The 15,747-nt window shown below is 65.3% G+C and carries 16 protein-coding genes; 13 read left to right on the plus strand and 3 right to left on the minus strand.

The window, feature by feature from the left end; all coding sequences use genetic code 11:
* Positions 1–52: 52 nt before the first annotated feature.
* The 3 genes from MTX34_RS14090 to rpmB form a co-directional block, all read right to left on the minus strand.
* On the minus strand, positions 53–697 hold the full coding sequence (locus tag MTX34_RS14090; RefSeq protein ID WP_243593400.1) for a phosphatase PAP2 family protein: 645 nt from the start codon (positions 695–697) through the stop codon (positions 53–55).
* Positions 698–699: 2 nt separating this feature from the next.
* Positions 700–1,266, minus strand: coding sequence for a M15 family metallopeptidase (locus tag MTX34_RS14095; RefSeq protein ID WP_243609780.1), 567 nt, complete (start codon positions 1,264–1,266; stop codon positions 700–702).
* Between the two features lie 198 nt (positions 1,267–1,464).
* Positions 1,465–1,656, minus strand: a complete 192-nt coding sequence (gene rpmB / locus MTX34_RS14100; RefSeq protein WP_008717389.1) for a 50S ribosomal protein L28 — start codon at positions 1,654–1,656, stop codon at positions 1,465–1,467.
* 276 nt (positions 1,657–1,932) lie between these two features.
* Between rpmB and MTX34_RS14105 the strand changes: the two genes are divergently transcribed.
* The 13 genes from MTX34_RS14105 to MTX34_RS14165 all read left to right on the plus strand — a co-directional run bounded on the left by MTX34_RS14105 (position 1,933) and on the right by MTX34_RS14165 (position 15,720).
* Positions 1,933–3,609 carry a DAK2 domain-containing protein gene (locus tag MTX34_RS14105; protein WP_243609781.1) on the plus strand — a complete coding sequence of 559 codons (1,677 nt, stop codon included), beginning with the start codon at positions 1,933–1,935 and terminating at the stop codon, positions 3,607–3,609.
* Positions 3,610–3,622: 13 nt separating this feature from the next.
* Positions 3,623–5,896, plus strand: a complete 2,274-nt coding sequence (gene recG, locus MTX34_RS14110) for an ATP-dependent DNA helicase RecG (RefSeq protein ID WP_243609782.1) — start codon at positions 3,623–3,625, stop codon at positions 5,894–5,896.
* Positions 5,897–6,052: 156 nt separating this feature from the next.
* Positions 6,053–9,469 carry a pyruvate carboxylase gene (locus MTX34_RS14115; protein WP_243593396.1) on the plus strand — a complete coding sequence of 1,139 codons (3,417 nt, stop codon included), beginning with the start codon at positions 6,053–6,055 and terminating at the stop codon, positions 9,467–9,469.
* Positions 9,466–10,020: a 16S rRNA (guanine(966)-N(2))-methyltransferase RsmD gene (rsmD, locus tag MTX34_RS14120; RefSeq protein ID WP_243609783.1), complete on the plus strand. Its 555-nt coding sequence runs from the start codon at positions 9,466–9,468 to the stop codon at positions 10,018–10,020. Before MTX34_RS14115 ends, rsmD begins: the two co-directional genes overlap by 4 nt.
* A 35-nt stretch (positions 10,021–10,055) precedes the next feature.
* Positions 10,056–10,544, plus strand: a complete 489-nt coding sequence (gene coaD, locus MTX34_RS14125; RefSeq protein ID WP_243609784.1) for a pantetheine-phosphate adenylyltransferase — start codon at positions 10,056–10,058, stop codon at positions 10,542–10,544.
* Positions 10,545–10,679: 135 nt separating this feature from the next.
* On the plus strand, positions 10,680–11,471 hold the full coding sequence (locus tag MTX34_RS14130) for a DivIVA domain-containing protein (RefSeq protein ID WP_243593393.1): 792 nt from the start codon (positions 10,680–10,682) through the stop codon (positions 11,469–11,471).
* A gap of 91 nt (positions 11,472–11,562) precedes the next feature.
* Positions 11,563–12,171 carry a DUF177 domain-containing protein gene (locus MTX34_RS14135; protein WP_243593392.1) on the plus strand — a complete coding sequence of 203 codons (609 nt, stop codon included), beginning with the start codon at positions 11,563–11,565 and terminating at the stop codon, positions 12,169–12,171.
* Complete coding sequence (gene rpmF, locus MTX34_RS14140) at positions 12,172–12,354, plus strand: 50S ribosomal protein L32 (RefSeq protein ID WP_032397784.1); 183 nt, start codon at positions 12,172–12,174, stop codon at positions 12,352–12,354.
* A 26-nt stretch (positions 12,355–12,380) separates the two neighbouring features.
* Entirely contained in the window at positions 12,381–13,163 is a 783-nt protein-coding gene (gene rnc, locus MTX34_RS14145; RefSeq protein ID WP_243609785.1) for a ribonuclease III, read from the plus strand.
* Positions 13,163–14,029 carry a bifunctional DNA-formamidopyrimidine glycosylase/DNA-(apurinic or apyrimidinic site) lyase gene (gene mutM / locus MTX34_RS14150; protein WP_243609786.1) on the plus strand — a complete coding sequence of 289 codons (867 nt, stop codon included), beginning with the start codon at positions 13,163–13,165 and terminating at the stop codon, positions 14,027–14,029. The genes rnc and mutM overlap by 1 nt, the downstream gene beginning before the upstream one ends.
* Before the next feature lie 91 nt (positions 14,030–14,120).
* Entirely contained in the window at positions 14,121–14,549 is a 429-nt protein-coding gene (locus MTX34_RS14155) for an OsmC family protein (protein ID WP_243593390.1), read from the plus strand.
* Positions 14,549–15,448, plus strand: a complete 900-nt coding sequence (locus tag MTX34_RS14160; protein ID WP_243609787.1) for an SMP-30/gluconolactonase/LRE family protein — start codon at positions 14,549–14,551, stop codon at positions 15,446–15,448. Before MTX34_RS14155 ends, MTX34_RS14160 begins: the two co-directional genes overlap by 1 nt.
* On the plus strand, positions 15,445–15,720 hold the full coding sequence (locus MTX34_RS14165; RefSeq protein ID WP_243593388.1) for an acylphosphatase: 276 nt from the start codon (positions 15,445–15,447) through the stop codon (positions 15,718–15,720). Before MTX34_RS14160 ends, MTX34_RS14165 begins: the two co-directional genes overlap by 4 nt.
* Positions 15,721–15,747 lie beyond the last annotated feature (27 nt).

Here is a 15,747-nt window from a genome sequence, read left to right on the forward strand (position 1 = left end):
GTCGAAGACCTTGAGTAGTAGGGGCAATCGCGATCGGCCAAGGGTACAGGGCTCACACCTGCGCGAGACGTTCGTTGTCGGGGTCGGCCAGCGTCGAATGTCGGGGGTCGGAGATCCTGATCGGAAATGCTGAGACCGCCAGGGCATAGCATCCGACGAGCAGCAGCGCGCCGAGCGCGTCACTGGGGCGGTGCCATTTCAGGACGACGACCGACACGGCAGTTCCGAGGACGAGCAGTGCTCCGTTGATCGCGACGACGATCCGCCAGCGGCGAGCGGTTGCGAGGTAGACCGCACAGACGACAGCTGTGACGCAGGTGAGGGTGCCGCTGGGAAAGGAATTGTGCTGGACGAGGCCGTCCAGGTTCGGTCGTTCGAGCGAGTACTTGAGAATCCAGGCCGTCGCAATCGGTCCGAGTGTCATGATTCCCACTCGCAGCGAAAGGGCAATCCTGTTGCCACTGAACATGATCAGACATGCGACGAGAACCGTTCCTGCGGCCGAGACCGGTGCGACGAGGTCGACGAATTCGGCGCAGATCTCGACGAGGTCACCGGACAGTGATTCGGCGCTCACCATCAGTTTCTGATCCACCGTTTGGCCTGTCGTCGTCATTACGCACAGGCAGTAGACGAGAACTCCCAGGTTCAGCAGTGCCAGCGACGCGACCAGTCGCCTCGGTTCTACCCGTGTCATCGTCAGCCCACCGATCGTTCGGCGGACGGGTCGTCGAGTGGGACCGGGCAGGTACCGCCGGCAGTGGTCGCCATCTCGAAGTGCCACATTTCGTTGGAGTAGGTCTGGCACAGGCCGTAGTCGCTGCCATGTTGGATCATCCAGTCGGCGGCATCCGTCGGTCCGACATCCACCGCTCGACCGGTGACATGCTTGGAATTGTTGGGGGTCTGCACCCAGCGTCTTGCGTCGTCGGTGCTGCCGTAGCGGGTCACGGCCTCGTCGAACAAGCGTTGCTGGTACGCCGCGGAACGCCATCCGGAGGTGACGTACACATCCACTCCGGACGATCTCGCGTCGGCGGCAGCAGCCTGCAGCGCCATCAGCAGGCCGTGGTCGAGACGGGCCAGTGCGGGAAGATCGGTGTTGTCGAGGCCTATCCGGTCGTCTATCTCACCGCCGGCCGGCCCCGAGTCGGGCTGACTGGCCAGATAGCGCGCGGCAGTCGGCGTGTCGGGCACTGTGTTCGAGCATGCCGTGAGCGTGAGCGCTGCGAGCGCAGTGACGAGGAGTGTGCGTGTGGTCGCCATGCGTTCGAGACTGCTCGGCCGGTGTCACCGGCCGGTGCCCGTGATTCGCCATGTTCGTCACGGTCCCGACCGGTTGTGTAATAGAACAGAACGGATCCGGGAGCACATACAACTGTGCCCCGCCTCCGAATACGGAGCGGGGCACAGTTCTCGCACGCGGAGACAAGCCGTGGAGGAAATCGAAGAGCGAGGCCGAAATCAGCCCCGGACCACCTTGCCTGCCTTCAAGCAGGAGGTGCACACGTTCATGCGCTTGGAGTTACCAGGCGCAACCTGAGCGTGAACGGTCTGGATATTCGGGTTCCAACGACGGTTGGTCCGTCGGTGCGAGTGCGAGACCGACTTACCGAAGCCGGGCCCCTTGGCGCATACGTCGCAGACGGCAGCCATAGTCGCGAACTCCTTGATAGATGTTGATCGATACATGTGGTCGAAGACATCGAAACGAACTACGAGCAGATGCAAGGATTGCAATGCGTGAAGATCGCCTCGAGGCAACCCTGCAAGAATAGCGGCGTCACACGCAATCACCAAACTGCCACGACAGACGCTGCGCGACGGCTCACGCGCGGCGCGCCACGGATCCTGCGCGACTAAGCTTCTGGCACTGTCCGGGCGCGAGTGCGGACGAGGTACCGGAAGTCACGCGGGGGGAGGCTGCTCGAGGTGGTCGACGTTCTCGATTCGATCGATGCCGGGGCCCTGCGACGGTGGGCTTACCGCTGCGTCGATGCCCTCACCGCTCGATGCGACGAGATCGATGCGCTCAACGTGTTCCCGATCCCGGACTCGGACACCGGCACCAATCTGATGTTCACCCTTCGCGCGGCGGTCGAGTCGATGCGCGCTGCCGGACCGGATGCCGACGCCCGCACGGTGGGGCGGGCACTCGCCGTGGGGGCCGTTGCGGGTGCACGTGGGAACTCGGGGGTGATCGTGTCCCAGCTGCTGCGTGCTGTCGCCGAGGCCGCGGCGGACGGACCACTGGACACGGTGTCGATCCAGGCGATGCTGCGCCGCGCGAGAGTGCTGGTCGCGGACGCGGTCAGCGTTCCGGTCGAGGGCACGATGCTCACCGTTCTGGCCGCCGCCGATCGTGAGGCCTCGGCTCACGATGCCAACGTCGCGCTCTCCACGTTGGTGGTCGACATAGCCGAGGCCACGGCCCGCGCTGTGGACAGTACGACGGACCAGCTGGTCGACCTCCGTGAGGCGGGTGTGGTCGACGCGGGTGCTCTCGGCCTGTCGGTCATCGTCGATGCGTTGGTGGAGGTGGTGATCGGTCGCACTCCGCCGCGGCGACGGTACCGACGCCCACGCGAGCCCGAACGGCAGGCAGGCACCGACGTGTCTACTCCGACCTCGGAGTGCGGCGGTGCGCCGGCGACGTCGGGGTATGCGGCGGGACGCCCGCTCGGGTACGAGGTGGTCTACGTCGTGCACGGTCCGAACGACGCGACGGCGGCGGAACTGCGCCGAGCTCTGGCAGACCTCGGAGACTCGGTCGTGGTCGCCGGTGACGGTTCCGGAGCGTGGTCCGCGCACGTGCACACCACCGATCCGGGCGGTGCCGTCGATCGCGGTATCGCTGCCGGAGATGTTCGCGGGGTGCGTATCTCGTGCTTCGGTGCGGTCGAGTTCGCCGAATCGCCGCTCCCCGGCGCTCGCGGCGGAGCAGCAGTGTCGGTGGGTCGCGATATTTTGGCACTGGTTGCCGGTGACGGTGCCGCAGATCTCTACGTTCAGGAAGGCGCAACGGTGGTCCGGTGCGACGAGGCGATCGACTCCTCGGTGCTGCATCGAGCGATCGTCGGGATGAAGCATCGCGAGGTATTGGTGCTGCCGAACGGCGCGTTGTCGGCGCAGGAGCTGGTTGCCGTCGGCGCAGCCGCCCGAGCGGACGGTAAGGACGTGGTGATGTTGCCGTGCTCGGCGATGGTGCAGGGTTTGGCCGCGCTCGCGGTCCATGATGCCGCCAGAGCAGCGGTCGACGATGCGTTCACGATGTCCGAGGCAGCTGCGGGGACGAGGTGGGGTTCTCTTCGGATCGCCCACGAGCGTTCGTTGACGTGGGTCGGCATGTGCGAGCCGGGGGACAGCATCGGGCTGGCGGGGCAGGAAGTGGTGATCGTTGCCGCTCGGCCGCTCGACGCCGGATGTCGGTTGCTGGATCAGCTCTTGGCCACCGGTGGAGAGATGGTGACGGTGCTCGTCGGGGCCCAGGCATCGCAGGACTTCGGTGCCCAGCTGGCGGAGTACGTGACGGGCGCGCATCCCGGTGTCGACGTGGTCGTCTACGCAGGTGGACAGCCGGGAGATCTCGTGCAATTCGGAGTGGAATAAGGAATTTCGGACAATGGCAACGTTGATGGACCCACTCGACGACGTCCTCGGAGCCGCGGCGGCAACTCCGCTGGCAGACGTCTTCGGAATACATACCGTCGAGGACCTGCTTCGGCACTATCCACACCGATACATGACGCACGGTTCGGAGCTGGGGGAGAAGGAGCCGCCCGAGGGCGAGCACATCACCATCGTCGCCACGGTCGAGTCCGCGACTCTGCGTTCGATGAAGAACCGCAACGGTCAGTTCCTCGCCGTGACCCTCGCCGCCGACGGACAGCGCATCGAAGCGACGTTCTTCAGTCCGCACAAGCTCAAGCACGTCGTCGTGCCCGGTCGCCGGGGAATGTTCTCGGGCAAGGTCAAGTACTTCGGCAAGCGGTGGAATCTCACGCACCCCAGTTACGTGATTCTCGGTGGCGACGGCAACGACGGTGCCGTCGTACCCGCAGGTCGCATCGTCGGCGGAGGGACGCTTGCCGGACTCGCTCGCGGATCTGTCGACGCCTCGGGTGCGGTCGACATGTCGGTCTTCGACAGAGCGTTCGTGCCCATCTACCCGGCCGCGAAGGACGTCGAGAGCTGGACGTTCATGCGCTGCGTACGGAACGTGCTGGATCAGCTCGACGACGTGGTCGATCCGCTACCCGAGTCGGTACGCGCCGAGCGTGGTCTCGTCGACATCGACACCGCGCTGCGATCGGTTCACTTCCCGGACACTGCGGCGGACAAGGACTCCGCGCGGGAGCGGTTGAAGTTCGACGAGGCACTCGCCGTCCAGCTCGTCCTCGCCGACCGACGACGCGATGCGTCCACCCGGGTGGCAGCGCGCTGCCCACCGATCACCGACGGAATCGCCGCCGAGTTCGATCGACGCCTGCCGTTCGAGTTGACGGCCGGGCAGCACGAGGTCGCGGCCGAGATCGCCAACGACCTGTCGGCACCACATCCGATGTCACGGCTGTTGCAGGGCGAGGTGGGCTCAGGAAAGACGATCGTTGCGTTGCGGGCAATGCTGCAGGTGATCGATGCCGGACACCAGTGTGCGTTGCTGGCACCGACGGAGGTTCTCGCATCCCAGCACGCACGGTCGATTCGGTCGATGCTCGGCAGCCTGGCAGCGGGTGGGGAACTCGGATCGCATGAGCTGGCAACCAAGGTCGCCTTGTTGACCGGTTCCATGTCCACTGCGGCCAAGCGGTCCGCGCTGCTCGACGCCGTCACCGGTGACGCGGGCATCGTGATCGGCACGCACGCGCTGATCGAGGACCGGGTCGAGTTCCTCGATCTTGCGATGGTGGTCGTGGACGAACAACACAGGTTCGGCGTCGAGCAACGAGATGCGCTGCGCGCGAAGGCTCGTGAGAACACCAGTCCGCACCTGCTGGTCATGACGGCAACACCCATCCCGCGCACCATTGCGATGTCGACCCTCGGCGACCTCGAGACTTCGGTATTGACCGAACTACCTCGCGGCCGATCGCCGATCGTCAGCAACGTGGTGCCCGCCCGAAGCAAACCGGGTTGGGTGGACCGCGCGTGGCAGCGCATTCACGAGGAGGTCGCGGCCGGTCGCCAGGCCTACGTGGTGTGCTCACGCATCGGCGACGACGAGGATTCGGAGACCGGCAAGAAGGGCGCTACGAAGAAGAAAGCGACGTCGGACGACGGCCCCGAGACGACAGCTGCGGTGGACCTGTACGAGACTCTCTCGACCGGTCCCATGCACGATCTGCGGGTGGGCCTGCTGCACGGTCGGCTGCCGGGTGACGACAAGGACATCACCATGTCCGAGTTCAACTCCGGCGAGATCGACGTTCTGGTCTGCACCACGGTGGTCGAAGTGGGCGTCGACGTTCCCAACGCCACGGTCATGGTGATCATGGATGCCGACCGCTTCGGCGTGAGCCAACTCCATCAGCTGCGCGGCCGGATCGGCCGAGGCGGGCATCAGGGCCTGTGCATCATGATCAGCTACCTCAGCCCTGGGGGCGGTTCCTTCGCCCGACTCGAAGCGGTGGCAGCCACCAACGACGGGTTCGAGTTGGCCAAACTGGATCTGGCCACTCGTCGTGAAGGCGATGTTCTCGGAGCTGCGCAGTCGGGCACGGTCAGCGGGTTGCGGCTGCTGTCGTTCATCGACGACGAGGACATCATCGCCGACGCGCAGGACTGTGCGCGGTCACTGTTCGCGCGGGACCCGTCGCTGGCGAACAATCCCGGCATCGCATCGATGATGCGGTCGGCCTGGCGATCGGATCGAGTCGACTACCTCCAGAAGTCCTGACGGGGGCAGGAGTGGAGCCTGCAGGAATGACCGGGAACGATCAGGAACGACCGTAGGGACTCACTGCACCGTTTCAGTCGGCGAAATCGAGCAATTGGTCCCGCATCGTGGGATCAGTACACCTCGGTGGCTCATGCCGCCGGGTAAGTTGAGCCAATGTTCTCCAAAGTTTTGGTTGCCAACCGCGGTGAAATCGCGATCCGTGCCTTCCGCGCCTCCTACGAACTCGGGGCCTCGACCGTTGCGGTGTTCCCGTTCGAGGACCGAAATTCGGTGCACCGGACGAAGGCCGACGAGGCTTATCAGATCGGGGAGAAGGGGCATCCCGTTCGCGCTTATCTCTCGGTCGACGAGATCGTCGCCGCCGCCAAGCGCAGCGGAGCGGACGCGGTGTACCCCGGGTACGGATTCCTTTCGGAGAACCCGGATCTGGCCGCAGCGTGCGCCGAGGCCGGCATCACTTTCGTCGGCCCGTCCGCCGACGTGCTCGAACTGACCGGCAACAAGGCGCGGGCCATTGCGGCGGCCAAGGCCGCAGGGCTCCCCGTTCTGGCGTCGTCGGAACCGTCGTCCGATGTGGACGAGCTCGTCGCCGCGTCGGAATCGATGACGTTCCCGTTGTTCGTCAAGGCGGTCGCCGGCGGCGGCGGTCGAGGCATGCGCCGAGTTGCCGAGCCCGAGCAGCTGCGCGAATCCATCGAAGCTGCTGCGCGCGAGGCGGAATCGGCCTTCGGCGATCCGACGGTGTTCCTCGAGCAGGCCGTGATCGATCCCCGGCACATCGAAGTTCAGATCCTCGCCGACGGTCAGGGCAACGTGGTGCACCTGTTCGAGCGTGACTGCAGCGTGCAGCGTCGGCATCAGAAGGTCATCGAGCTCGCTCCGGCTCCGAACCTGCCCGAAGGATTGCGTGAGAAGATCTGCGCCGACGCCGTCGCGTTCGCCAAGCAGATCGATTACTCGTGCGCCGGCACCGTCGAGTTCCTGCTCGACACCCGTGGCAATCACGTCTTCATCGAGATGAACCCTCGAATCCAGGTGGAGCACACCGTCACCGAAGAGGTGACCGATGTGGACCTGGTGCAGTCTCAGCTGCGGATCGCGTCGGGCGAGACACTGGCGGATCTGGGTCTGCAGCAGGAGAACATCGTGCTGCGCGGAGCGGCTCTGCAGTGCCGCATCACCACCGAGGATCCGGCGAACGGATTCCGACCGGACGTCGGACGCATCACCGCGTATCGCACGCCGGGCGGTGCAGGCGTTCGCCTCGACGGTGGTACGACGCTCGGCGCGGAGGTAGGCGCGTACTTCGACTCGATGCTCGTCAAGCTCACCTGCCGCGGTCGAGACTTCGACACGGCCGTGGCGCGTGCTCGACGAGCGTTGGCAGAGTTCAGAATTCGCGGTGTCGCGACGAATATCCCGTTCCTGCAGGCGGTTCTGGTCGATCCCGACTTCACCGCCGGTCGCGTCACCACCTCGTTCATCGAGGAGCGCCCGGAACTGCTCACCTCGCGATCCTCGGGCGACCGCGGCACGAAGATTCTCGCGTACCTGGCCGATGTGACGGTCAACAAGCCGCACGGCGAGCGTCCGTCCCCGGTGTACCCGCACGACAAGCTCCCCGCGGTGGACTTCTCGGCTCCGATTCCCGATGGTTCGAGGCAGCGTCTGCTCGCACTCGGGCCCGAGGGCTTCGCCCGCGATCTGCGCAACCAGAAGGCCCTCGGTGTCACCGACACCACGTTCCGTGACGCACACCAGTCGTTGCTCGCGACGCGAGTGCGCACGAGCGGACTGCTCGGCGTCGCCCCGTACGTTGCCCGCACGACGCCGCAGCTGCTGTCCATCGAGGCGTGGGGCGGTGCCACCTACGATGTGGCACTGCGATTCCTGCACGAGGATCCGTGGGAGCGACTTGCGAGCTTGCGAGAGGCCGTGCCGAACATCGCAATTCAGATGTTGCTGCGCGGCAGGAACACCGTCGGCTACACCCCGTATCCGGAGAAGGTGACCCGTAGCTTCGTCGCCGAGGCCACCGACACCGGCATCGATATCTTCCGTATCTTCGACGCGCTGAACAATGTCGATCAGATGCGTCCGGCCATCGATGCCGTGCGCGAGACCGGCACGGCGCTCGCCGAGGTAGCACTGAGCTACACGGGTGATCTGTCGAACCCGAACGAGAACCTCTACACGCTGGACTACTACCTGAAGCTGGCCGAGCAGATGGTCGACGCAGGCGCGCACGTCCTCGCCATCAAGGACATGGCAGGGCTGCTCCGTGCACCCGCAGCCAAGACGCTGGTGACGGCGTTGCGCTCGAACTTCGATCTACCCGTGCACGTGCATACGCACGACACGCCCGGTGGACAGCTCGCGACGTACCTGGCGGCGTGGGAGGCCGGGGCCGACGCCGTCGACGGTGCCAGCGCGGCGATGGCAGGCACCACCAGCCAGCCTGCGTTGTCCGCGATCGTCGCGGCTGCCGCGCACACCGAGCGTGACACCGGCTTGGATCTGCAGGCCGTCTGCGACCTCGAGCCGTATTGGGAAGCCGTGCGAAAGGTGTACGCGCCGTTCGAGTCCGGGCTGCCGGCACCGACGGGCCGCGTCTACACCCACGAGATCCCCGGCGGACAGCTCTCTAACCTACGGCAGCAGGCTATTTCGCTCGGGCTCGGTGATCGGTTCGAGACCGTCGAGGCCAATTACGCTGCGGCCGACCGCATGTTGGGCCGTTTGACCAAGGTGACGCCGAGCTCGAAGGTAGTCGGCGACCTGGCTCTGGCTCTGGTCGGTGCTGGTGCGTCCGCTGAGGAATTCGCCGAGAATCCCGGTCGCTACGACATCCCCGATTCGGTGATCGGATTCCTGCGCGGCGATCTCGGTACTCCTGCGGGTGGATGGCCGGAACCGTTGCGGACGAAGGCGCTGGAGGGTCGCGGCGAGGGCAAGCCGGTGACACCGCTCACGGACGAGGACGAGAAGAACCTCGACGGCACCTCGGCTCAGCGTCGGCAGACTCTCAACCGTCTGCTGTTTCCCGGTCCCACTGCCGAACTCGCTGCTCACCGCGAGAAATACGGCGATACGACGCGGCTGTCGGCCAATCAGTTCTTCTACGGGCTGCGGCAGGGCGAGGAGCATCGGGTGGCACTGGAGAAGGGCGTCGAACTGCTCATCGGGCTGGAGGCGATCTCCGACCCCGACGAGCGCGGTATGCGCACCGTGATGTGCATCCTCAACGGACAGTTGCGTCCGGTGTCGGTACGCGATCGGTCGATCTCGAGTGAGGCACCCACGGTCGAGAAGGCGGATCGATCGAATTCCGGTCACATCCCGGCACCGTTCGCGGGTGTCGTGACACTCTCCGTCGAAGAGGGACAGAAGATCTCGGCCGGCGATACCGTCGCCACGATCGAGGCGATGAAGATGGAAGCCGCGATCACTGCTCCTCGCGGCGGCACCGTGACACGCTTGGCGATCTCGGGCGTGCAGCAGGTGGAGGGCGGAGATCTGCTCGTCGTCATCGGTGGGGGGTCGACGGGCGAAGAGGCAGGCAGCGAATGACGCGGATCGTGGCGGGTGTCGCGGGCGGTCGACGATTGTCGGTTCCGGGCCAGGGCACCCGCCCCACCTCCGAGCGAGTTCGGGAAGCTCTGTTCAGCTCGCTGGAGAGTCGGATGGAACTCGATGGTGCTGCGGTACTGGATCTGTTCGCGGGATCGGGAGCGCTGGGGCTGGAGGCGATCTCGCGGGGAGCAACGTCGGCGTTGTTGGTCGAATCGGACGCCCGAGCGGCGGCAGTGCTGCGAAAGAACATCGAATCGGTGGGTCTACCCGGCGCCTCGGTTCGGTGTGCCGCGGTGGCCTCGGTGCTGGCCGGGGCGGCGGACACCGCCTACGACCTGGTGTTGGCCGACCCGCCGTATGCGGTCACGGACGCCGCGGTCGCCGGCCTGTTGGACAGGCTCGTCACCGGGGGATGGCTCGCGCCCGACGCGGTGGTCGTGCTCGAGCGATCGTCGCGTTCGCCGGAAACCGAATGGCCGACCGGGCTGGTTCCGGAGAAGTCGAAGAAGTACGGCGAGAGTCGAATCGAGATCGCGGCACGATCGTAGCGATCGAACCCGGGATCGGCTGATAGGTTCGCGGAATGACTGGCGCACTGTGTCCTGGATCCTTCGACCCGGTGACCACCGGTCACATCGACATCTTCGAGCGGGCTGCCGCCGCATTCGACGAGGTCGTCGTGACGGTGATGGTGAACAAGAGCAAGAAGGGCATGTTCAGCGTCGACGAGCGCATCGAGATGCTCGAGGTCGCGACGGATCACCTGCCCAACGTGAGAATCGGTTCCTGGTACGGCCTACTGGTCGATTACGCTCGGCAAGAGGGCTTGTCGGCGATCGTCAAAGGTCTGCGCAGCGCCAACGACTTCGATTACGAGCTGCAGATGGCGCAGATGAACAGAACGTTGACCGGCGTGGACACGCTGTTTCTGCCGGCGAATCCTGCGCACAGCTTCTTGTCGAGTTCGTTGATCAAGGAGGTCGCAACCTTCGGGGGAGACGTGACCGGGATGCTACCGCCGTTCGTCCAGGAACGGTTGCTGGCCCGGATCGCCGAGAGGGCAGCAGACTAGTTCGCGCAGCGACACACCGAGCAGGTATAGCGCAGACGCACGCATCGCCGGGCAGACTGAGCAGTAGAGAGCTGTGGGTCTCGACCGCGACGCGGGCGGGATCGACAGTGGCAGATTCGACGATTGGGGTAACCGGTGTACCGCGTATTCGAGGCGCTCGACGAGCTCGTCGCCATTGTCGAGGAGGCGCGCGGCGTTCCGATGACTGCCGGGTGCGTCGTCCCTCGCGGAGATGTACTGGAACTGCTCGACGATGTCCGCGACGCCATCCCCGGTGAACTGGACGATGCACAGGACGTACTGGACCATCGCGACAAGCTCGTCGGCGATGCCAGGGCCTCTGCGGAGAAGACGGTCAGCACCGCCAATGCCGAGGCCCAGGACACGGTGGAGAACGCTCGGGATTCTGCCGATCGCATTCTCGCCGACGCCAAGGCTCAGGCAGATCGCATGGTGTCCGAGGCGTCCGCGCATGCCGACCAGCTCGTGGCCGATGCCGAGGCGGAGGCCGAGCGAACGGTGCTCGAAGGCCAGCGTGAGTACGAGGGCCTCACCGTTCGCGCTCGCACCGAGGCCGACCGGATGATCGAGTCCGGCACGGCGTCGTACGAGCGGTCGGTCGCAGACGGCACCGCCGAACAGAACCGGCTCGTCTCGGAAACCGAGGTCGTCCAGGCAGCCCACGCCGAGTCGGCTCGGGTGATCGACAGTGCTCACGCCGAATCCGATCGGATGCGCAGCGAGTGCGACGTGTACGTCGACACCAAGCTGGCCGAGTTCGAGGAGTTCCTCAGCGGCACCATTCGGTCGGTCGGCCGTGGGCGTCAGCAACTGCGAACAGGTTCCGGTGTGCCGGAATACGGCAGCGAACCGTACGGCGAATCCGCGTACGGAAACCAGGAGCAGGGGCGTCGCAGCCGACACTGAACGGCAGCGATTTGCCCTCGTATGCACGCATGCGTACCGTTGTGGGATTGCTTACCGACAGTAGGCATACCGACAGTAAGGAAGATCAGCCGTGCCCCCGCCCAAGAGAACGACCCGTCCGGAACTGGACGACGGATTCGTTCTGGACATTCTCAACCTCGGTCGTCGACCCGGGTCGACGAAGGCCGTCGAGCGGACGGTTCCTGCTCCTTCCCGAATCGGCCTCGATGCCATTGCCATCGAAGCCGGTGTCCCGGTTTCGCTCGATCTGCAGTTGCAGGCGGTCTCGGAGGGCGTTCTCGTCACCGGCTCCGTACGAGCAGTCACCGCCGGAGAGTGCACACGGTGCCTCGATCCGGTCGGTGGCACCGTCGACGTCTACTTGACCGAGTTGTTCGCTTACCCGAACAGCATCACCGAGGAGACCACCGATGCGGACGAGATCCACCGCATCGTCGACGACCTGATAGATCTCGAACCCGTCATTGTCGACGCGGTCGGTCTGGAGCTTCCACTCCACCCCGTGTGCAGTGACGAATGCGAGGGATTGTGCCCAGAATGCGGCGTTCGCCTGGCGATTGCTGAATCCGGCCACAGTCACGTTACAATTGATCCTCGCTGGGCTGGTCTTGCAGCCAAATTTGGCGTGGATCCAGAACCGAGCACAGAACTTGTGAACAACGAAGCCGAGGAGAAGTAAGTGGCTGTCCCGAAGCGCAAAATGTCGCGTTCCAACACGAGGTCGCGTCGTGCACAGTGGAAAACCACTGCGCCCACCCTCGTGACGTGCCCCAACCGCGGTTGCGGCGAGAAGACTCTGCCCCACATCGCATGCCCCTCGTGCGGCACCTACAAGGGCCGCCAGGTCGTCGCAGCGGTCTGATTTCCGCTTACGTGACACACGAAGTAGTGGATCGGCACAACAGCGGTTCACAGAAAAATAGCTCCACTGCCGTCAGCGGCGGGGACGACCGAGAGTCGCTCCTCGCCGCTATCGGTGTTTCTCTATCGGAGCCGTTGTTGACCCTGGCTCTGACACACCGGTCGTTTGCGTACGAGCACGGCGGTCTGCCGACGAACGAGCGCCTCGAGTTCCTGGGGGACTCGGTTCTCGGTCTCGCGGTCACCGAGCATCTCTACACGGTTCATCCCGACAAGTCAGAAGGGCAGCTGGCCAAGATCAGGGCGAGCGTGGTCAACATGCATGCCCTGGCGGAGGTCGCGCGCGGTCTCGGTGACGGCGGATTGGGCCGTCACCTGCTGCTGGGTAAGGGCGAGGAGCAGACCGGTGGACGCGACAAGCCGAGCATCCTCGCGGACGGCATGGAATCGATGCTCGGTGCAATTCACCTCCAGCACGGCATCGACGTCGCGCGCACCGTTGTTCTGACGCTGTTCGCGGGCCTACTCGACCGAGCTCCCAAGCTCGGCGCAGGCCTGGACTGGAAGACGAGCCTGCAGGAACTGACCGCCGAACGTTCACTCGGCGTTCCCGCGTACGAGATCTCGTCCACCGGGCCCGATCACGACAAGGAATTCACAGCGACCGTGTTGATCGGTGGATTCCCGCGCGGTGTCGGTATCGGTCGGTCGAAGAAGGAAGCCGAACAGAAGGCTGCCAGTCTGGCGTGGAACACGCTGTCGAACAACGACACTGCGATTCCGGCCGAGTCGGCACCCGACGAATCCTGATGCCGGAACTGCCCGAGGTCGAGGTCGTCAGGCTCGGTCTGGAATCTCATGTCGTCGGCAGGACGGTGCGGTCGGTGGAGGTGCTGCACCCCCGCGCCGTGCGGCGTCACGATCTCGGTGGCCTGGACCTGATCGGCCAGCTGCGCGGTCAGCGCATCTCCTCCGCTCGACGGCGCGGAAAGTACCTGTGGCTGGTGATGGAACCCGGCGATTTCGCGACCGTCGTGCACCTGGGTATGAGCGGTCAGATGCTGGTGCAGCCGCCGTCCGCCCCGGACGAGAAGCACCTGCGAATTCGTGCACGACTCGACGACGGCACCGATCTGCGCTTCGTCGACCAGCGCACGTTCGGCGGCTGGGCGCTCGCCCCGATCGTCACCGTGGACGGCACAGAGGTACCCGAACCGGTCGCACACATCGCCCGCGACCCGATAGATCCATTGTTCGACGCCGAATCCGTGGTGAACGTGTTGCGCGGCAAGCACACCGAGATCAAGCGGGCGTTGCTCGATCAGACCGTGCTCTCGGGCGTGGGCAACATCTACGCCGATGAGGCGCTGTGGCGCGCGAAGATCCACGGCAATCGAATCGCGGAGACTCTGACGCGGCCGGCGCTGCGGCGCCTTCTCACCGCTGTGCACGCGGTGATGGGCGAGGCCCTGGCGCAGGGCGGAACCTCGTTCGACGCCCTGTACGTCAACGTCAACGGACAATCCGGTTACTTCGATCGTTCCCTCGACGCCTACGGCCAGGAGGGTCTGTCCTGCTCGCGATGCGGAGCACCGATCCGGCGGGAGAAGTTCATGAACCGCTCCTCGTTCAGCTGCCCCACCTGCCAGCCGCGACCCCGACACGTACGCGGCTGACAGTCAACAGGTCATTCCGCAGGCTCCACTCCTGAGTACACGGGTCATTCCGCAGGCTCCACTCCTGAACGACCCGCCTAGTATCTCCGTCATGGCAGAACAGAGCACGCCGACCACCCTCTGGGTCGAGCGCACAGGCACCCGTCGCTACACCGGCCGCAGCTCCCGAGGAGCCGAAGTGCTCATCGGGTCCGAGTCGGTGGAAGGCGTCTTCACCCCCGGCGAGCTGCTGAAAATCGCACTCGCCGCCTGCACCGGCATGAGCTCGGACCTACCGCTCTCGCGTCGACTGGGCGATGACTACTCCGCCACCGTCGAAGTCTCCGGTGCCGCCGATCGCGAGAACGAGCGGTATCCGGAACTGAACGAGATTCTCCGAGTCGACCTCAGCGCAATGGACCCCGAGGCTCAGGAGCGTCTGCTCACGGTCGTCCAGCGCGCCATCGACAAGGTGTGCACCGTCGGGCGGACCCTGAAGGCCGGTACGACGATCAACCTGGACATCGACGTGGACGCCTGATGAAGGTGGGGGCAGCGGCCGTCGTGGCGGGCCTTGTTCTCGCGGCGTCGGCCGCCCTGGCTCCCACCGCGGAGGCGTCGAGCAGCTGCGCTCCGTGGTCGGTGAGCACGGTGGCGTCGGGATTCGGCATGCTCGAGAATCTGGAGTTCGACGGCCGCGGTTCGATGATCGTGTCCGAGACCTCTCCCATCGGACCCGGCGCTCTGCGTACCGTCGCGCCGAACGGTGACCGGGGCACACTCGTGGCCGACGTCGATTCGCCTGGCGGACTGGTCGCCCATGATGACACGCTGTATTTCACGACCGGAAACAGCGCTGCCGCAGGGCTTCTCGACACCCGAACCGGCACCGTCGACACCATCGATCTCGGTACGGGGACTCGGTCGACGTATGCGTCGGGCCTGCCGATGCCCAACGGGCTGGCGCGATCGGAGTCGGGTGATCTGTTCACCACCCGCAATCTGGGTAGCAGCTCCGGCCTGACGCGCGTTGCGGTCGACCGTTCGGTGTCGACGGTGCGTACCGACCTGGGATCGGCCAACGGAATCGGTATCGGCGGGGGAAAGATCTACGTGGCCAACACGTTCGATCTCGAGACGACGCTCACCGTGCTCGACGAGAAGAACCCGTCCGGGCCGTTCGCGCGCATTCGCATCGACGGTGTCGGAACACTGGCGATGTCGGACGACCTGACCGTCGGCGACGACGGAAGTATCTATCTCGCACAGAATCTCGCCGGCAGGGTGGTCCGTATCGACCCGGAATCCGGCGGAACCTGCGTGATAGCCACCGGTGTCCCGCTGACCTCGTCGGTCGCCTTCGGCGGGGTCGGATTCGACGAGACGGCGTTGTACGCCACCAGTTTCGACGGAACCGTCCGAAAGTTGGCTCGCTCGTGAGCGACGAACGGCTGACGGCATGGGTGCACGGCCTGGTTCAGGGCGTCGGCTTCCGGTGGTGGACTCGCTCGCGCGCGCTCGAACTGGGACTTGTCGGTCACGCGACCAACCACGCGGACGGACGAGTCCTGGTGATAGCGGAGGGCCCACGTGAGCGTCTCGAGGCACTTCTCGCTTTGCTCCGAGGGGATCGGACCCCGGGCACCGTCACCCTTGTCGTGGAGAGTTGGGACGCGGCCCGCGGGGATCTGACGGGCTTCGTCGAACGCTGATCGTCCGTTGCGGGAGGCTCGGCGCAC

Source organism: Rhodococcus sp. ARC_M5, assembly GCF_022810405.1.
Taxonomy (GTDB): domain Bacteria; phylum Actinomycetota; class Actinomycetes; order Mycobacteriales; family Mycobacteriaceae; genus Rhodococcoides; species Rhodococcoides navarretei.